Raw genomic sequence first — 16,361 nt, 5'->3', positions numbered from 1 at the left:
CCGCTCAGGCCCAGGTCACGTGGACGACTTCGATGGTGTCGATGGACGGCACCACGATGGTGACCCGGCCATCGGCGACCGTGGTTTCCACATCGCCGCCCGCCACCAGCAGTTCGGCCCGGCAAAACGTCTTGCCGGATGGAATGGCGATGGAAACCTCGATGCGGCCGGCCGGATAGACCTCGCGGATGGGCCCCTTCATCATCATGGGGTTGGAGAGGTTATTGAGTACGACGGCCAAACCGGAGCGGTCTTGGCGCACCGACAGGTCGAGCACGGCGCGGCCGCTGATTTCTACATCTGGCCGCTTGTTGAGCGCCCAGCGCACGGCATTGCCGATGAGCCGCGCATGATCGCCCGCCATTACCTCCCAGAGGATGCCGCCGATGTTCCACGGGATGTAAACGGTCCGGCCTCCCGAGGCGTGTTCGCGGGTGACGACCGCAGCGCCCTTGGGGTCTTCGCGCGGATAGACCTCTTCCATCGGCAAATCGGGGAAGTCCGGCACATAGAGGAAGGGCTGTTCCGCATCGGCGACTGCCTCGACTGCTAAGAGCTTGGTGCCGCCCATGATGCGGTTGGCGCCCTCGAAGCCCTTTGAGATCGGGTGATCGCCGTTGATCGCCACATAGGTGTTCTTGACCGGACCACGCGCGGCCTTGGTCAGGCTGACGCCCAGCAGCGGTCCCAGCGCAATGGCGTTGCGCGGCTTGTTGGTCTCGGTCCGGGTCGAGCTTTCATGGGCGGCCACAACCGAGCCGCCGCGCGCCACATAGGCTTCGAGTGTCTTGACCTGCGCGTCGGACAGGCAGGTGGAATTGGCCAGGATGATGACCTTGAACTTGTCGAGTGTTTCGGACGTCATCGCCTGGTCGGATACCATCTCGAAGGGCAGTTTGGCTTCGATCAGGGCCATGTAGAAGCCCAGATCGTCTGCCTCCGCCGCCCGGCGCGTGTCCTGGCCGTGATGACGCAATGTCGTCGCGGGATCGAGAATGGCGATCTCGGCGATCGGCGTCATGGTGCTGAGCACCGGCTCCAGATCGGCATGCAGCCCGAAGCTGTCGGCGACCGGCTCGACCCAGCGCGTATCCGGCACGACGCCGTTGAACTTGGTGAACCAGGGCAACAGCCCCTGCGTGGTGCCATCGTCGATCCACGCCTGAATTTCGGGTCCGGTGGTGACAGCGTCCTTCCAGCGGTACTCCTCTTCCGGCCCGATCGAGGTGATGAGGATGGCCGGGCGATCCCGGAACGTGGCGCGCATGCGCTTGCCGTTGCGACCGCTCATCCATACCGGCTCGGTGCCGCGACGGCCCTGGTCGTCGACGCAAAGGAACGGGCAATATTTCTCGATGATGTCGAGATCAAATTCGGTCAGCGACACCGAGCCCATATTGGGAATGAAGCTGGTATGCGGCTTGATGGCCTTCATCACCTCGTCCCATTCGACCACGAGACGGCTCAGCACATTGCGGCGCCACGCGGTCCAGGCCAGCCATGCCGGGTTTTCCAGGCGCTCGTCCATCGGCAATTCATGGCCCGAGGCGACGCGGAAATTGGTCTTGCAGCTATTGCAATAGCACACGCCATGGCCCTGCCAGCGGTTGGCGAAGATGGCGTCAATATCGTAATTGGTGGTGATCTCCTTGAGCACCTCGGGCATGAACTTGAAGTTGTAGTCCGAATAGGCGCAGGTCACCCATACATCGGGAAAAGCCCAGTGGCGGCGCTTGTTGCCCGCCTTGTCGACCGCGATCCATTCGGGATGGGCATCGGCCGCGTCCTGGTGGATGGCATGCGGATCGACCCGCGCCATGACATGCATGCCCAGCTTGCGGGCACCGGCGACGAGGTCGCCAAACGGATCGCTGTCGCCAATAAACTTGGAGACGTAGTGCAGCGGCACCTTGGACGGGTAGTACGCCACATAGCCGCCGGCGCTGAGGCAGGTGGCGTTGGAGCGCGTGCGCTTGAACACGTCGACCCAGAAGGCCGGATCGTACTTGATCGGGTCATCTTCGGCCAGGGTGAGCTGGGTCCAGCGCGTCGCCGACCGATACCAGTCGGGCTTGCGGAGATGGTCAGTGGTCTTTGCCTGGGTGTCGAGCATCGCGGGTTCCATTGGGTATGATTGTGCCGTCGCCGGTCCACGAGGGACCGGCGCAAGCCAATGTTTGCGGTGAGGGCCTTAGGCCTTGAAGAACTGCTCGGGACGCGCCGGGCCGGGCGTGGGCCAGCCGAACGAGTTGGGCATGCTGTCGAGCAGGTTGACGACGTCGTTCTTGACCACCCCATAGCCGTCAGCCGGCAGGCTGACGCCAAAGGTGAGGAACAGATCGGCCGCGCCCTGCAGCACCTGGGCCATCAATTCGGTCTGCTTGGCCGGATCTGCCGTCCCGACCAGCGTGCGATAGAGCTCCTGCTGGGCCTTGACCGCCGCGGGTGGCTCGACCGCCGCTTCATTGTCGGGCTGGGTGAAGTAGAGCGACCAGCCCGGCGCATAGAAGCAGTTATTGTTGATCGGCACATAGAAGCGCGCGTCCAGCATGGCGGCGATACCTGAATTGGCGCCGAACTGATGCGCGGTGGCATCGTATTCGCGGCCGCGGCGCACCCGTTCTTCCCAGAGCGAGCGGTCCATGGTGCGCATTTGCGCATCGATGCCGACCGCCTGGAACATCGGAATGGCCAGCTCGAACATGTCGAGGAAGGTGGTGCGGGTCTGGTCGATCTCGAAAATGATCGAGACGCGCCGGCCCTGCTCGTCCTGGCGATAGCCCTCGCCATCCTTGTTGGGGATCAGCGCATCGAGCATCGTATTGGCTTTGGCCTGATCGAACTCGATGAATTGCTTGGCCAACTGCTCGTTGTAGAGCGGATCGCCCTCACGCATCGATGGTTGTGCAGGGGCTCCCTGGCCCACGAATACCGCGTCGATCAATGCCTGCCGGTCGACCGCGAGCGACAATGCCTGGCGGAACTCGATGGTGTTGAACAGCTTGTTCTTGACTGGGTCGAGATGGTTCAGGTTGAGCTGAAAGGCCATCACATTGGCCGCGGTTTCCTTGAGTGTATAGAAGCCGTAGCCACCGCTTTCCTGGCCATCGAACAGCACCGGCTTGTTGGCGGGCGTGCAGATATACTGGTCCATGATGTCGATTTCGCCCTGCAGCGTCTTGAGCAGCAGCACTTCGGGATCGGCGACCATCTGGTAGACGACGCGGTCGAAGTAGGGCAGTTGCGTGCCCTTGTCGTCGACCTTGAAATAATAGGGATTGCGGGTGGCAATGGCGCGTTCGGTGTTTTCGCCCGGAGCTCCATCGGTGAACACCCAGGCGTTCAGCGTCGGCCGCTTGCCGTTCTGATAGAACGTATTGTCATCGAGCATGCCGATTTCGCGCTGGAACAGGGCGATCCAGCTTTCCAGCCCCTGCGCCTTGGCCAGCGTATCGGCATCGGGGTTGTACTTGATGTGGAACTGCTCGAGGTAATGCTTGGGCGTGCGCGTCATCTGGTCCTGCTGGGCCCAAGCGAGCTGCTGCACGAAAAGGCCATTGGGACCGGGGAAGATGACCTTGAAGGTCTGCTCATCCACCACTTCGAGCTTGGCCGCCTCGCCGTTCACAAACCACCAGGCGTTACCGCCGAGGCTGGCTTCCGCGTCGTTGAAGTAGGCGTCGTACCAGAACTGCACGTCGGCGGTGGTGAAGGGCACGCCATCGGACCACTTGTGGCCCTTGCGAAGGGTGAAGGTGTATACGGTGGCCTCGGGATTGACCGACCATGACTCGGCCGTGTTTTCAACAAGGCCCGACCAGTCGGGGTTAAAACGAACCAGCGGCTCATAACCCTGGTAGCGCACCAGCATTGAGAGCGAGCCGCCACCGACCAGAGCGTGGTTCCAGTCGCCACCCTGCTGGCCAGTCCGCTCGAACGGCGTGATGACCAGTGGATTGGCGGGCAAGCGATCGGCGACCGCTGGCAATGTGCCTGCATCCACCTGAGCCTTTAGAAAGGCCGATTCCTGAGCCCGCACCCAGCTTGGGACGGCCAATGCTCCGGCAAAAGCGGAACTCGCGACGATAAAAGCCCGACGGCTGATGCTTACCATTTGATCTCCTCCTGGCTAACCGCCTGTGGACGTTGTTAGCGATGGTGAGCCTGCGACTGTAATTTTGTTAGGTAAAGCGTTATGTTGATATTGATGTCATTCTGTGGATAGAATGAGCTATTGCTCGGGATGTCGCCCGAAGTGGTGGATACCGGTCAGGAGTTCCAATGGCACGCGTCACGTTGTCGACAATCGCCGAAATGACGGGCCTATCGAAGTTCGCCGTGTCCAGGTCCCTGTCCGGCAAGGACGGCGTCAGCGACGGGACGCGGCGCCGCGTGCAGCAGGTCGCCGCTGACCTGGGGTACACCCGCGCGGTCGCCGAGGTTGAGGAGACGGTGCTTGGCGTGGTGTTCCATGATACCGACCTCATCAATTCCGAACTGCATCTGTTGATCCAAAGCGGTTTTCAGGCGCAGGCGCAGCGCCACGGCTATCAGGTGCGCATGTGCTGGACGCATCTGCCGCAGGAAATCGAGGCATTCGCGCGCGGCTGCTCCGGCGTCGCTCTGGTCGGCCCGCATCCCGTGTCGACCATGCAGCGCATTCGCGATCTGGGTGTGCACGTCGTGCGCAATGGTTGGATGGATCCCTTCGATCCGTTCGATATCGTCTCCGGCACCGACCATGAGGGCGGCTCGGCCGTCGCCAACTACCTGCTCGAATTGGGGCACCGCACCATCGCTTACGTCCACGGCACGCCCGGCTATCGCGGTCGCGTCGAACGCTTTTACGGTGTGCGCGAGGTGTTCGAACGATACGACGATGTGAGCTTTCGCGAGATGAAGTTCCAGGCCGAGATGCGCTTCACCGAGCATCTACAAGCGGCCCATGCCGACGGGTTTTTCCCGACGGCCTTCTTTTGCGCCCACGATGGCATGGCGCTGACCGTCGTTTCCGAACTGCTCCGGCTTGGCTACAGGATTCCCGAGGATGCGTCGGTCATCGGATTTGGCGACTACTCGGCTGCAACCCAGATATCGCCCCAGCTGACCACGGTCAAAGTGCAGGGGCGCGAAATCGGGGCCGGCCTGGTGCGTGTTCTGGATGACCGCATCAATGAACGCATGTCGCCCGAAATCCCCCTGCGGCTCCTGTTCTCGGGGCACCTCGTTATCCGTGCCTCGGCCGGGCCGGTTGCCGATGCCTTCCCGAAGTCGATCGCGTTGTGAGGGCTAATGCCGTTGCTACCGAGCGGCAGTGATGGCGGCGACGGATGTTCGCATACTCGCAGGCGTCGCCCCGGTGACGATGACGCCAAGCAGCGGCGCGGCGATCCCGGCGGCGCGGAGGCCCGGCATGTCGGCCGGCGTAAATTTCTTCTGGCTCGGGGCGATGACCGGCACGCCGGCAAGCGCCGCGATGTGGGTATAACGCGCCAGATCGGCCGCGGTCAGCGGCGTGCCGTAGCCGGCGAAGTCCATGATTGAGGCTTCGATCATCGCACCGGGAATGGCTGCCAGCCGTGCGATATCGGCATCGGTGCTGGTGGCGGAGAGGGCCGGCATCGGGCGTAACCGCGACTGCAGCAGGTGCGGTTTCAGGTGATCCATGTAGACGTTGAATCCCTCGAAGCCGAGATCGGCGAGGGCGTCCATTTCGTCAAGCGTGGGCAGGCTCTCCTGGCCGGCCATCACCAGCATGGGTGCGCCGAGTTTTGCGAGGGTTTCGAGGAACCCTCGTTCCTCGGTGAAGCTGCCAAAGGTGGTGCCGGAGGCGCGGTGGTAGGCGTTGAGGTGGACTTTGATTGCCGTGGCACCGCCATCCAGTGCGGCTTGCGCCAAGGCGAGGTCGTGGCGCGGCAGCGAGACGATCACTGGAAACTGGCCGGTTGTAATGGCGCGGTAGAGCGGGGTTTCGGGATAGGTGGACATCAGTTGATCCGGGCGCCGGTGGTGGTGTCGAAGAGGTGGACGTTGGCTGGGTCGGGGCGAACTATGATGGTCTCGCCGGGGCTGGCCTTGACGCGTTCGCGGAAGACGCCGATCGCCTGATGCTCGCCCAGGGTCATGGTGACCTGGGTTTCCGAGCCCATCGGCTCAACCAGCAGGACCGTGGCGGCGACGCCTGCGGGCGAGAGCTCGAAGTGTTCGGGCCGGATGCCGTAGACAGCGTTGCCGGGGGCGAGGCCGGGCGGCAAAGGGAGGGTAATGCCGGCGGCGGCAAAGCCATCGGGGGTGATCTGGCCGCCGATGAAATTCATTGAGGGGGAGCCGATGAAACCGGCGACGAATTGGTTGATCGGGCGGTCGTAGAGATCGAGCGGCGCACCGATCTGTTCGACCTTGCCGGCATTGAGCACGACGATCTTGTCGGCCATCGTCATGGCTTCGACCTGGTCGTGGGTGACGTAGATGGTGGTGACACCGAGGCGCTGGTGCAGGCTTTTGATCTCGCCGCGCATGACGACGCGCAGCTTGGCATCGAGGTTGCTGAGCGGTTCGTCGAACAGGAAAACCTGTGGATTGCGCACGATGGCGCGGCCCATGGCGACACGCTGGCGCTGGCCGCCGGAGAGCTGGCGGGGGTAGCGCTTGAGCAGGGGGACCAGGCCCAGGATGTCGGCGGCCCAGTTCACACGCTCGGTGATCTCGGCCTTGGAGGCGCCGCGATGTTCGAGCGAGAAGCCCATATTGGTCTCGACCGTCATATGCGGATAGAGCGCATAATTCTGGAATACCATGGCGATGTCGCGATCCTTGGGATCTAGCTCATTGACGACGCGGGGGCCGATGGAAATCTCGCCATCGGTGATGGTTTCCAGCCCGGCGACCATGCGCAGCAGGGTGGATTTGCCGCAGCCGGAGGGGCCGACCAGGACGACGAATTCGCCATCGGCAATATCGATATCGACGCCGTGGATGACGGCTGCGTCGCCATAGCTTTTCTTGACGTGGCGGAGGGTAACGGGAGCCATGATTTTAGTCCTTAGCCTTTGAGGCCGGTATGGGCGAGGCCTTCGACGAACTGCTTCTGGGCCACGATGAACACCAGCAGGACCGGCAATGCGGTCATGGTCGCGGCGGCCATCTGGATGTTCCACATGGCGCCGCCGTAAGCGTCGGTGAACTGGGTCAGCGCCTGGGGCAGGGTGAACATGTTCTTGCTCGAGATGAAGACGATGGGTTCGAGATAGAGGTTCCAGCTATGCAGGAACGTGAAGATGGCCACGGCGCCGAGCGCGGGCTTGGCCAGCGGCAGCGCGATGATCCAGAAGATCTTGAAGCGGCCAAGGCCATCGACGCGGGCGGCTTCTTCCAGCTCGCCGGGCAGGGCGATGAAGAACTGGCGCATGACGAAGGTGGCGAACACCGATGGCGCGCCGAAAATCGGCACCAGGATCAGCGGCCAATGGGTGTTGATCATCCCCCATTTGAGGAAAATCTGGAACAGCGGCACGATGGTGACTTCGGACGGGATCAGCAGGCCCAGCAGGACGATCGTGAACAGGAAATCGGCGCCGGGGAATTTGATGCGCGCGAAGGCGTATCCGGCCATCGACGAGAACGCCATGGTGCCGACGGTGACGATGGCAGCGATATAGGCCGAGTTCCAATATTGCTGGGCAAAGGGCTGCAGCTCGAACACCTTGCCATAGGTGGTGAAATCGAAGCGGCGCGGCCACAGGTCTGGCGGGAAGGCGAAGATGTCGCTGATCGGCTTCACCGACGAGGTGATCATCCACCAGGTCGGGAACACGAAGGGGATGAGCAGTACGCACATCAGCCCATAGAGCGCGGTTTTGATGGTGGGCGAGAGATCAGTTTTCATAGAACACGATCCGCTTGCGCAACTGCCACTGGGCAAAGGTGAGAATGGCCACAATGACGAACAGCAGGATCGACAGCGTCGAGCCATAGCCGAAGAAGTGGAACTGGAAGGCCTGCTGGTAGAGGTAATAGACCAGCACGGTGGTGGAGAAGCCGGGGCCGCCTTGCGTCAGCACGGCGATCTGCGCGAAGACCTGGAGCGAGCCGACGATGGTGATGATCGAGGTCAAGAGGATCGTCGGCGAAATCATCGGCAAGGTGATGCGGCGGAACTGCTTGAAGGGCGGCGCGCCATCGACGCGAGCGGCCTCGTAGAGTTCCTTGGGCACACCCTGGAGGGCGGCGAGGAAGAGGATCATGTTGAGGCCGACATTCTTGAAGACCTGGACGACGACAACGGAGATCATCGCCGTGGTCGAATTTCGCAGCCAGTTGGGGCCGGTGATGCCGAACATCTGCAGGAACCCGTTGATGCCGCCATTGTTCTGCAGCAGGAAGCCCCAGACGATGGTCCAGGCGACGAGCGAGACGACAACCGGCGAGAAGAACAGGGTGCGGAACACCACGATGCCGCGCAGTTTCTGATCGAGCAGCACGGCGAGGAGGATTGCCAGGGTCATGTTGAGGACGACGAGGCAGGCCGAGAAAATGGCTGAGGCGATAAGCACTTGGGGCAGGGCGGGATCGTTCAGCAGGTGCTGGTAGTTGGCGGCGCCCTTGAAAGTGAAGGTATTGGCGAGGACGTTCCACTCGTGGAGGGAGTACCAGAACACCAGGGCCAGCGGGATGAGGACGAAGACGATCGTGCCGATGAGCTGGGGGGCGATGAAGGCGTAGCCCGCCACGGCGTCTCGGCGTTCGATGGTCCAGAACGGACGGGTTCGCGGTGGAATGGTCATTGCTTCTTCCTTCTCCCTCCCCCTTGTGGGGAGGGCCGGGGTGGGGGTGACACGCGCGGTGTACGCGAAGATACCCCCACCCTTGATCCCTCCCCACAAGGGGAGGGAGACGACTGCTAGATTGTGGCACGGTGTCCAGCCAAGGCACCGAACGGCTCCTCCCCTTCTAGGGGGAGGTTGGGTGGGGGTTTGGGAGCCCAATTTCGGCAGAAGAACCCCCACCTTGATCCTCCCCCTGGAAGGGGGAGGTGTTGATTGAAAGTTCAGGCAGCCAGATTACATCGCCAGCATCGGGCTGACGCTGTCACACACCGATTTCAGCACGGCCGGCACATCGGCATCCGGCACCCACAGCGCATCCAGACCGGCGCGAACCGTCTGCTGGATTTGCGCGAAGTTGGTGTGGCCGGGGAGGACCTTGCCATTGGCGATGCCCTTGATGACGACGTTTTCGATCTGGTCGGCCGAGAGCAGCGGATTGGTGGCAGCCAGGGTTGTCGAGTTCAACAGGCTGGCGCGAGCGGGCGGGAAGAACTGGGCCAGCTTCTGGCTATTGGCCGGATTGGTCATATAGGCGAGGAAGGCGACGGCGGTTTCGGCATTCTTGCCGGCAGCGAAGACGCCGACGCCGGCCTGGCCCACAACGGAGTAATCACCGGCGGGGCCCTTGGGCAGCGGCACCAGGTCCCAATCGAAGGCGTTTTCCTTGGGCAGGAGCGAGGCCCGGGAGATCTGGGTGACGGTCATGGCGGTATTGCCGGCGAAGAAGTCGATGTCTTCGCCGGGGCCGGGCATGGCCTTGTCGGTGAAGATGGCCTTGTGGATGGCGGTCATGGCGTCGACCATGGCGGGATCGGCAAAGGTGCAGGTCTTGCCGTCGGCGCTCCACGGGGTCGCGCCCCAGCCGTTCCAGATCGAGGCCATGTTCTGCCAGACCTGATATTTGAAGTCGCGCAGGACGAGGCCGGTCTTGCCGGATTTTCCGACCGCCGACGCGGTGGCAAACGCGTTGTCCCAGGTCCATTCGTTGGCGGCGATCAACTCGGCCGGAGTCTTGGCACCGGCGGCCTTGATGACATCGTTGTTGACGAACAGGGCGAAGGGCGAGGTCGAGAATGGGTACGCGTAAAGCTGGCCGTCCTTGGTCCACAGCGCGGTCGCGGTCTGGGTGACATCGGCCATGTCGTAGCCTTCGGTCTTGGTGAAGGCATCGGTCAACGGGGCAAGGGCACCGGAATTGACGAAATCGGCGGCGGTGGATTCCAGAATCCAGGCCAGATCGGGCGGATTGCCGCCGGCAATCTGGGTGGTCAGCGTCGTGGTGTAGCTTTCGAACGGCAGCGGCTCGAAGGTCACGGTGACGTTGGGATGGCTCTCTTTAAAGCCGGCGGCGATCTCGTTGAGCATGGCCAGATGCGCCTCATTGGCGCTCCAGGTAGTCATGCGCAGATTGATCGCGTCCTGCGCCCAGGTGGTGCCGCTCCAGGCGAGGGGCACGAGAATGCCGGCCATTGCGGCGGCGGATTTGAGTGAGGTCAGTTTTGACAATTATTCCTCCTGTTGTCTTTTCTTGGTCGATTAATAGCCGCGCACGTCCGGCCAGCGGATTTCGATGCCCTCGCCATGGAGCCGCGTCTGGAAGTCGGAAAGCTGGGCGTCGTTTTCCTGCACCTGATGCGGTGTGAGCCCGTTATTGAGACAGTGAGCCGCCAAAAGACCGGCGACTTCGCCGACGTTCCACTCGACGGGATGCAGCCGGTAGCAGCCATTGGTGATGTGGGTGGTGCCGATATTCTTGCTGGCCGGCAGCAGGTTTTTGACCCGCTGCGGCAGCAATGCGCCGAGCGGAATTTCGAAGGGCGCCGACTCCACGTCGACATAGTTGTCGCCGCCGGTGGAGGGATGCAGGTCGATGCGGTACATGCCGACGCCGATGCTGTCACGATACTGCTTGGACAGCGCATTGCCATGGATGGCCATGGACACGTCCTGCTCGACGATAGTCGTGACGGCCTTGATGCGGCGGCTTTCGCGGATGTATGGGGCCATGGCGAGGCCATGATCGGTGCCGGTGACGTCGCCCCGCAGGCGCAGGCCACGGAAGCCCTGGCCGCCATCGGTGCGGGGGGCTTCGGTCTGGAGCCAATAGAACACCGAATAGGACAGGTCGGCGGCGGCCTTGAGGTGGCGGGCCTTTTCGTCCTCGGCGACGTCGATAATCGAGCCTTCCATGTAGTCGATCATCGGCCAGTTCACGAGGCAGATGTCCGAGCCATAGGCGCCGGGCACGAAACTGCCGCGCGCGGCGATGCGGCGGAAAGTCCACAGATTGCCATCGCCGGGATTGCGGCGCTGATCGGCATCGACCAGCAGCGGATCGTCATCGGGATTGGGGGTGAACGAGCGCTCGGTGATTTCGAGCGTGCGCGGATGGGGCGCCTTGAAGCCGAGCAGCGGACCGCCCCAGAAGCTGGGCTGGTACTTGCGCCAGAAGTCGTAATTGGCGGGCTTGTCGATGGTCTGGTCGCCGTCGACATGGTCGATGGCAAAGCAGACGGACACGGCCTGGACGTTGTCGGGCTGCGCAGTTTCGGGAGCGCTGGGCTCGCCGGTGTCGTGGCGGCTTTCGAAGCCGGTGACGTATTCGGTGCCGGTCATCGGCAGCAGATCGCCGAGTTCGGTGGCGTCGATGATGTAGGGGGCCGACACGGTGATGTCGGCGCCGGTATGGCGATGGCGCAGGGTGATGGAGCGGACGATGTCGCCGGCCACGTCGGCGGAGACGGGGCGGTAGGGCTGGAGCAGGCGCAGCTTGCCGCCGCCAATATAGGGCATCAGCATGGCATCGATGACGGCGACGCCGACGCGCGGCTCGGCGCAGAGGCGGCTGACGAAGCCGGCGCCGGGATTGAGATCACCCCAGGCGCGGCTGGCGGCGGTCAGCGGGTAATGGTCGCGGTAGTATTGACGGATGCCGTTGCGGAGCTGGCGATAGGAGCGGGTGACGCCGAACTGTTCCACCCAGGAATGTTCGTCGGGTGGCACGGCCTGGCTCGTAAGCTGGCCGCCGAGCCAGTCGAATTCCTCGCTCATGATGACGCTGCGGCCATTGCGCAAAGCGCCAAGGGCTGCGGCGACGCCGCCGAGGCCGCCACCGACGACGAGGATATCTGCGCTGAGTTCTTTTGGGGTCATGGTCTCGTCTTAGGCTTGGTCAAAGGGGCAGGGCCGAGCGTGTCGCCCTCAAGCGGCTCGCAAGGCAGCAGGATCTGCTGGATGGGTTCGTCATGTTCGACGCGACGCACCAGCATTTCCGTCGCGGCGCGGGCCATGGCCTCGCGCGGGATGGAAAACGAGGTGAAGCGGCGGCCGGTCTGTTCGGCGCGGATGTGGTTGCCGAGAACGACGATGGAGAACTGTTCGGGCACCGCGATGCCGCGCTGGCGAGCGAGGGTTTCGACATGGATCGCATCGGCCAATTCGATGAAAAACACCGCAGTTGCGCCGCTGGCGAGCAAGCTTTCGAGGGTTTGCGCGGCTGGTTGGGCGACATCGGGAATGTGGGCGACGAGGTCCAGGCCAGCTATGGCGCCGGAGAATCCGGCCCAGCGGTCGAAGGTGGATTCAGCGCCGTGACTGGGGCCTACATAGGCGATGCGGGTGTGGCCGAGGGCGCGGACGCGATCGACCAGGGCCGCCGTGCCCGAAGCGTAATCGCCGCCGACATAGGGGACCGGGCCGCCAGCGTCATCGCGACGGCCGACGGCGACGAAGGGATAATCCTCGGCCACGAGGCGCGTGAGTTCGTCATGGTCGAATTTGCGGCCGAGGACCAGACAGCCATCGGCGAGACGCAGGCGGGTATTGTTGCCAAAAATCTTGCGCTGGGCGCCGGCGGCAGCGCCGGTCAGCAGCAGCAGATCATAGCCGAGTTCCTGGGCGGCCTCTTCGATGCCGAGCAGGAAGGGCGTGAAAAAGTCGGCCTGCGCCGAGGGAAAAGCTGGCTCGTAGGTAAAGACGCCGAGGATGCGATTGAGGCCCTTGGCCATGCGGCGGGCCACCGGATCGGCGACGTAACCGGTATCGCGGATGGCCTTGTTGACCCTCTCGCGGGTTTCCTGGGGGATGCGGCCTTCGGCGCTGACGGCGCCATTGAGCACGAGCGAAACCGTCGCCTGGCTGACGCCGGCAAGGCGGGCAATGTCGCGCTGGGTCAGGCGTTTGGTCGCGGCCAAAACGATCTCCCGGATCGGGTCTTGACTGCTAATGCGTATTACCAGCTAATGCGTATTAACAGGAGTGAGGGCGGGGCTGTCAAGCCGGATTCGGAGGTGGGGATTTTGACTTTTGCGGAAGCGATGCGGGGAGCCGGAGTTCAGTCTCTGGCGGTGTTCGGCGACAGCATAACGGTTGGCCTGAACGCTTCGGCGCCGGAGAAGGCATGGCCGCTGCAACTGGCGGCGGCTACGAATATTGGGGTTGTGCGCAACCGCGCCGTGTCCGGCACGATCCTGCAGGGCGGCATGATGGCCGACGGTCTACCCCGGCCCGACAACGGCATTGGACGCTATCGCGAGGCACTGCTCAGACCCGATCGGGCCGACGCGCTGGCTGTCCTTTATGGCTATAACGATGCTCGGTACGTCGGCGCCCCCCAGAGCCTGAATGCCGAGGGTTTTCTGCGAGACTATGCCCTTATGCTGGAGGGACTGCTGGCTGCTGGCCTTAAACCCGACCTGATAGCCATCGGCAGTCCACCGTTTCCATCCGAGCGAGGCCTCGCCGTCGGCAGCCCCGGTTTTGCCGAGCAAACACGGGCAGGGTTCGAGCGCTTTGTCGAAGCCGTCAAGGCGCTGGCCACTGAATTTTCGGTCAACTACGCGCCCGTCTACGAGGCGATGTCCCGCTATCCGGACGGCGCCCTCAATTCAGACGACGTCACGCATCCCAACGACGCGGGCCATCGCATCATAGCAGACGCGTTTGCGCGGGCTGCGGTCCCTAGCGCAGGCGCCGCGTATAGGAACTGGTCGACACGGCCAGGATGATGATGCCGCCCACAAGAATCTGGCGGACGTAGCTGTCGACGCTCATCTGGGTGAGGCCGTTGTCGAGCACGCCCAGTACCAACACACCAACGATCGAGTAAAGCAGGCGCGGTTCGCCGTGTTCGCTCAGCGTCGAGCCAAGGAACACAGCGGCGATGGCATTGAGCATCAGCCCGCTGCCCTGCGTCGGGTTGGCGGAAGCGACGCGGCTGGCATACATCACGCCGGCCAGCGCGGCCGAACCGCCGGTCAACGCAAAGGCGATCAGCTTGAGCTTGCGCACGGCGACGCCGCTGAGATGAGCCGCCTCGCTATTGCCGCCGATGGCGTAAAGGCGACGGCCAAAGGTGGTCTGTTCCAGCAGCACCCACACCAGAACGGCGACGATCAGCGCCACGATGGTTAGATTGGGCAGGCTGACGGCGACCCCACCCCAATTGCCCAGCGAAATGCCTTCGCGGGCAAAATTGCCGAACGCCTCGGGGATCACGCGCCCCGAAATGGTCTTGCCGCCGCTGACCACGAATGCGGCGCCGGACAGCATGGTGAGCGTTGCCAGAGTTGCGACAAACGGCAGGATGCCGACGAAACTGATCAGCAACCCGTTAACTGCGCCGCCGGCCAGACCGACGATCAGCGCGATCGATACGGCTGCCCAAATCGGATAATCGAAACTGAACAGGATGGCCGCGACAATGCCGGCAAGGCTCGCCATCGAGCCAATGCTGAGGTCGAAATCGCCCATCACCATGACGATGGTCATGCCGGCGGCGGCCACGATCAGCATGGACATCTGCTGGGAGATGTTGAGCCAGTTGCGCGCCGTCATGAACGTGTCGGGCAGGCTGATCCAGAAGAAAATCAGGATGGCCGCAAAGCCGATCAGGGTGCCGTAGCGTCGCAAAACCGTCAGCATTCGTTTTCCTATCAGCGCCCGTAGCAGAGGTTGAGGAGGCGTTCTTCGTTGAGGCCGGCTGCGGCGACGATATCGGTGATGGCGCCATCGCGCATCACGGCGATGCGGTCGGCCATGCCGATGAGTTCAGGCAGGTCGGAGGAGACCAACACGACGCCCATGCCGCCCGCCGCCATGTCGCGGATGATCGAATAGATATCGAACTTGGCGCCGACATCGACGCCGCGTGTGGGCTCGTCCAGCAGCAAAAGCCGCGGCTTGCCCAGCAGGGCCTTGGCGAACACCACCTTCTGCTGGTTGCCGCCGCTGAGCTCGCGCACGCGCTGGCCGGGACCTGAGGCCTTGAGGCGAACCAGTTCGCCCTGTTCGCTGGCCGCCCGCTTTTCGCGGGGGGGCGTGAGCCAGGTGCGCCAGCGGCTTTGCGCGGCGAGGTGGGGCAGGGTGGTGTTCTCGAAGATTGGCCGCGACAGCACGAGCCCCTCGGAGCGCCGTTCGCGCGGAATGTAGCCAAGGCCCGCGCGCCAGGCATCGGCGGGGCTGCGCGGACGATAGGGCTGGCCGGCGAGCGTCATGGCGCCGCCCGTGGCAGCGAGGTCGCCAAACAGCGTACGCAGCAGATTGCGCTGACCGGCATTGGCGATGCCCGCAATGCCGAGCACTTCGCCGGCGCGGACCTGGAACGAGACGTTGCGGCCCCCGCGAATGCCCAGGTCTTGCGCCGCCAGCACGGTTTCGGCCCGTGGCGCGGCAATGGCCGGGGGATAGGCTTCCTCGACGCGCCGACCAATCATCAGGGTCACCAGGTCGTCATGGGTAATGTCGGCGATCCTGCGGGTGTCGATGCTGCGGCCATCACGAACCACCGTTGCCATGTCGCAGATGGCCATGACCTCATCGAGCCGATGTGACACGTAGAGCACCGAAGCGCCGCTGGCCCGCAATTCACGCAGCACGGTGAACAGCCGTTCGGATTCGCCGCGGTTGAGGGCCGCAGTCGGCTCATCCAGCACGTAGAGCCGAGCCGGCGCGCCGTCATCGCCGATAAAAGCGCTGGAAATCCGGACGAGCATCTGATCGCCTAGCGACAGGCTACCGAGCGGGCGGGATGGATCGATATGGGTAATGCCCAGCTTTTGCAGGGTGTCGCGCGCCGCCTGGTTCAGCTTGCGCCAATCCACGAACAGGCCGCCGCGCGTCGGATACTGACGGCCCATGAAAATGTTCTCGGCCACCGACAGCGCTGGGACGACGTTGAATTCCTGGTGGATGAAGCGGAAGCCAAGGCGATGGGCTTGGCGCGGACTGCCGATCTCCACCGGCTGGCCATCGATCCGGATATCGGCGTGGTCGGGCGCGACCACGCCGGCAAGAATCTTGATTAGCGTCGACTTACCGGCGCCGTTCTCGCCCATCAGGGCATGAATTTCCCCCGGCGCGACGGAGAGGTCGACGCCCTTGAGCGCCGGCACGCCGCCATAGGCCTTGGTCACGTCTTTGAGGGAAAGCAGGGTCATGGTTGTTTGTAAGTTCGGGTGTGCACGGCGCTCTGCACAAACGCTATGTCATACCGGCAAAGGCCGGTACCCATCCCGAGAGTCCAGAGCGGCAGCAAGA

13 protein-coding genes are annotated in these 16,361 nt (G+C 63.2%); 2 read left to right on the top strand and 11 right to left on the bottom strand.

Features of this window, described 5'->3' with window-relative positions; all coding sequences use genetic code 11:
* Window positions 1-4: 4 nt before the first annotated feature.
* Both ABIB57_RS02520 and ABIB57_RS02515 read right to left on the bottom strand, forming a co-directional pair.
* Window positions 5-2,113, bottom strand: coding sequence for a family 10 glycosylhydrolase (locus ABIB57_RS02520; protein ID WP_354038260.1), 2,109 nt, complete (start codon window positions 2,111-2,113; stop codon window positions 5-7).
* A gap of 78 nt (window positions 2,114-2,191) precedes the next feature.
* Window positions 2,192-4,114, bottom strand: coding sequence for an ABC transporter substrate-binding protein (locus ABIB57_RS02515; protein WP_354038259.1), 1,923 nt, complete (start codon window positions 4,112-4,114; stop codon window positions 2,192-2,194).
* 167 nt (window positions 4,115-4,281) lie between these two features.
* Here ABIB57_RS02515 and ABIB57_RS02510 point away from each other — a divergent pair, with 167 nt between their 5' ends.
* A complete protein-coding gene (locus ABIB57_RS02510; protein WP_354038258.1) occupies window positions 4,282-5,286 on the top strand; it encodes a LacI family DNA-binding transcriptional regulator in 1,005 nt (334 codons plus the stop codon).
* A gap of 15 nt (window positions 5,287-5,301) precedes the next feature.
* Here the strand turns inward: ABIB57_RS02510 and ABIB57_RS02505 are convergent, their stop codons facing one another.
* The 7 genes from ABIB57_RS02505 to ABIB57_RS02475 form a co-directional block, all read right to left on the bottom strand.
* Window positions 5,302-5,988, bottom strand: coding sequence for a hypothetical protein (locus tag ABIB57_RS02505; protein ID WP_354038257.1), 687 nt, complete (start codon window positions 5,986-5,988; stop codon window positions 5,302-5,304).
* Window positions 5,988-7,031 (bottom strand): ABC transporter ATP-binding protein, encoded by a 1,044-nt coding sequence (locus ABIB57_RS02500; protein WP_354038256.1) that lies wholly within the window; start codon window positions 7,029-7,031, stop codon window positions 5,988-5,990. The genes ABIB57_RS02505 and ABIB57_RS02500 overlap by 1 nt, the downstream gene beginning before the upstream one ends.
* Before the next feature lie 11 nt (window positions 7,032-7,042).
* On the bottom strand, window positions 7,043-7,885 hold the full coding sequence (locus ABIB57_RS02495; protein WP_354038255.1) for a carbohydrate ABC transporter permease: 843 nt from the start codon (window positions 7,883-7,885) through the stop codon (window positions 7,043-7,045).
* Window positions 7,875-8,783: a carbohydrate ABC transporter permease gene (locus ABIB57_RS02490; protein ID WP_354038254.1), complete on the bottom strand. Its 909-nt coding sequence runs from the start codon at window positions 8,781-8,783 to the stop codon at window positions 7,875-7,877. Before ABIB57_RS02490 ends, ABIB57_RS02495 begins: the two co-directional genes overlap by 11 nt.
* A gap of 276 nt (window positions 8,784-9,059) precedes the next feature.
* Window positions 9,060-10,295: an ABC transporter substrate-binding protein gene (locus tag ABIB57_RS02485; RefSeq protein WP_354038749.1), complete on the bottom strand. Its 1,236-nt coding sequence runs from the start codon at window positions 10,293-10,295 to the stop codon at window positions 9,060-9,062.
* 66 nt (window positions 10,296-10,361) lie between these two features.
* On the bottom strand, window positions 10,362-11,978 hold the full coding sequence (locus ABIB57_RS02480) for an FAD-dependent oxidoreductase (RefSeq protein WP_354038253.1): 1,617 nt from the start codon (window positions 11,976-11,978) through the stop codon (window positions 10,362-10,364).
* Window positions 11,975-13,018, bottom strand: a complete 1,044-nt coding sequence (locus ABIB57_RS02475) for a LacI family DNA-binding transcriptional regulator (protein ID WP_354038252.1) — start codon at window positions 13,016-13,018, stop codon at window positions 11,975-11,977. Before ABIB57_RS02475 ends, ABIB57_RS02480 begins: the two co-directional genes overlap by 4 nt.
* 105 nt (window positions 13,019-13,123) lie before the next feature.
* Here ABIB57_RS02475 and ABIB57_RS02470 point away from each other — a divergent pair, with 105 nt between their 5' ends.
* Window positions 13,124-13,831, top strand: coding sequence for an SGNH/GDSL hydrolase family protein (locus ABIB57_RS02470; RefSeq protein ID WP_354038251.1), 708 nt, complete (start codon window positions 13,124-13,126; stop codon window positions 13,829-13,831).
* Here the strand turns inward: ABIB57_RS02470 and ABIB57_RS02465 are convergent.
* Together ABIB57_RS02465 and ABIB57_RS02460 are read right to left on the bottom strand one after the other, a co-directional pair.
* Window positions 13,785-14,747 (bottom strand): ABC transporter permease, encoded by a 963-nt coding sequence (locus tag ABIB57_RS02465; RefSeq protein WP_354038250.1) that lies wholly within the window; start codon window positions 14,745-14,747, stop codon window positions 13,785-13,787. The two genes, ABIB57_RS02470 and ABIB57_RS02465, sit on opposite strands and share 47 nt — an antisense overlap.
* Window positions 14,748-14,758: 11 nt before the next feature.
* Window positions 14,759-16,261 (bottom strand): sugar ABC transporter ATP-binding protein, encoded by a 1,503-nt coding sequence (locus tag ABIB57_RS02460; protein WP_354038249.1) that lies wholly within the window; start codon window positions 16,259-16,261, stop codon window positions 14,759-14,761.
* Between the last annotated feature and the right edge of the window lie 100 nt (window positions 16,262-16,361).

The organism is Devosia sp. UYZn731 (genome assembly GCF_040546795.1).
In the GTDB taxonomy this organism is placed as follows: Bacteria; Pseudomonadota; Alphaproteobacteria; order Rhizobiales; family Devosiaceae; genus Devosia.
This window is presented reverse-complemented; position numbering and strand designations above follow the sequence as displayed.

Excerpts from the sequence above, each read along its gene's own strand:
- ABIB57_RS02505 (WP_354038257.1), bottom strand. The coding sequence starts at position 5,988 with ATGTCCACCTATCCCGAAACCCCGCTCTACCGCGCCATTACAACCGGC.
- ABIB57_RS02520 (WP_354038260.1), bottom strand. The coding sequence starts at position 2,113 with ATGCTCGACACCCAGGCAAAGACCACTGACCATCTCCGCAAGCCCGAC.
- ABIB57_RS02465 (WP_354038250.1), bottom strand. The coding sequence starts at position 14,747 with ATGCTGACGGTTTTGCGACGCTACGGCACCCTGATCGGCTTTGCGGCC.
- ABIB57_RS02480 (WP_354038253.1), bottom strand. The coding sequence starts at position 11,978 with ATGACCCCAAAAGAACTCAGCGCAGATATCCTCGTCGTCGGTGGCGGC.
- ABIB57_RS02485 (WP_354038749.1), bottom strand. The coding sequence starts at position 10,295 with ATGGCCGGCATTCTCGTGCCCCTCGCCTGGAGCGGCACCACCTGGGCG.
- ABIB57_RS02500 (WP_354038256.1), bottom strand. The coding sequence starts at position 7,031 with ATGGCTCCCGTTACCCTCCGCCACGTCAAGAAAAGCTATGGCGACGCA.
- ABIB57_RS02490 (WP_354038254.1), bottom strand. The coding sequence starts at position 8,783 with ATGACCATTCCACCGCGAACCCGTCCGTTCTGGACCATCGAACGCCGA.
- ABIB57_RS02510 (WP_354038258.1), top strand. The coding sequence starts at position 4,282 with ATGGCACGCGTCACGTTGTCGACAATCGCCGAAATGACGGGCCTATCG.
- ABIB57_RS02495 (WP_354038255.1), bottom strand. The coding sequence starts at position 7,885 with ATGAAAACTGATCTCTCGCCCACCATCAAAACCGCGCTCTATGGGCTG.
- ABIB57_RS02515 (WP_354038259.1), bottom strand. The coding sequence starts at position 4,114 with ATGGTAAGCATCAGCCGTCGGGCTTTTATCGTCGCGAGTTCCGCTTTT.
- ABIB57_RS02460 (WP_354038249.1), bottom strand. The coding sequence starts at position 16,261 with ATGACCCTGCTTTCCCTCAAAGACGTGACCAAGGCCTATGGCGGCGTG.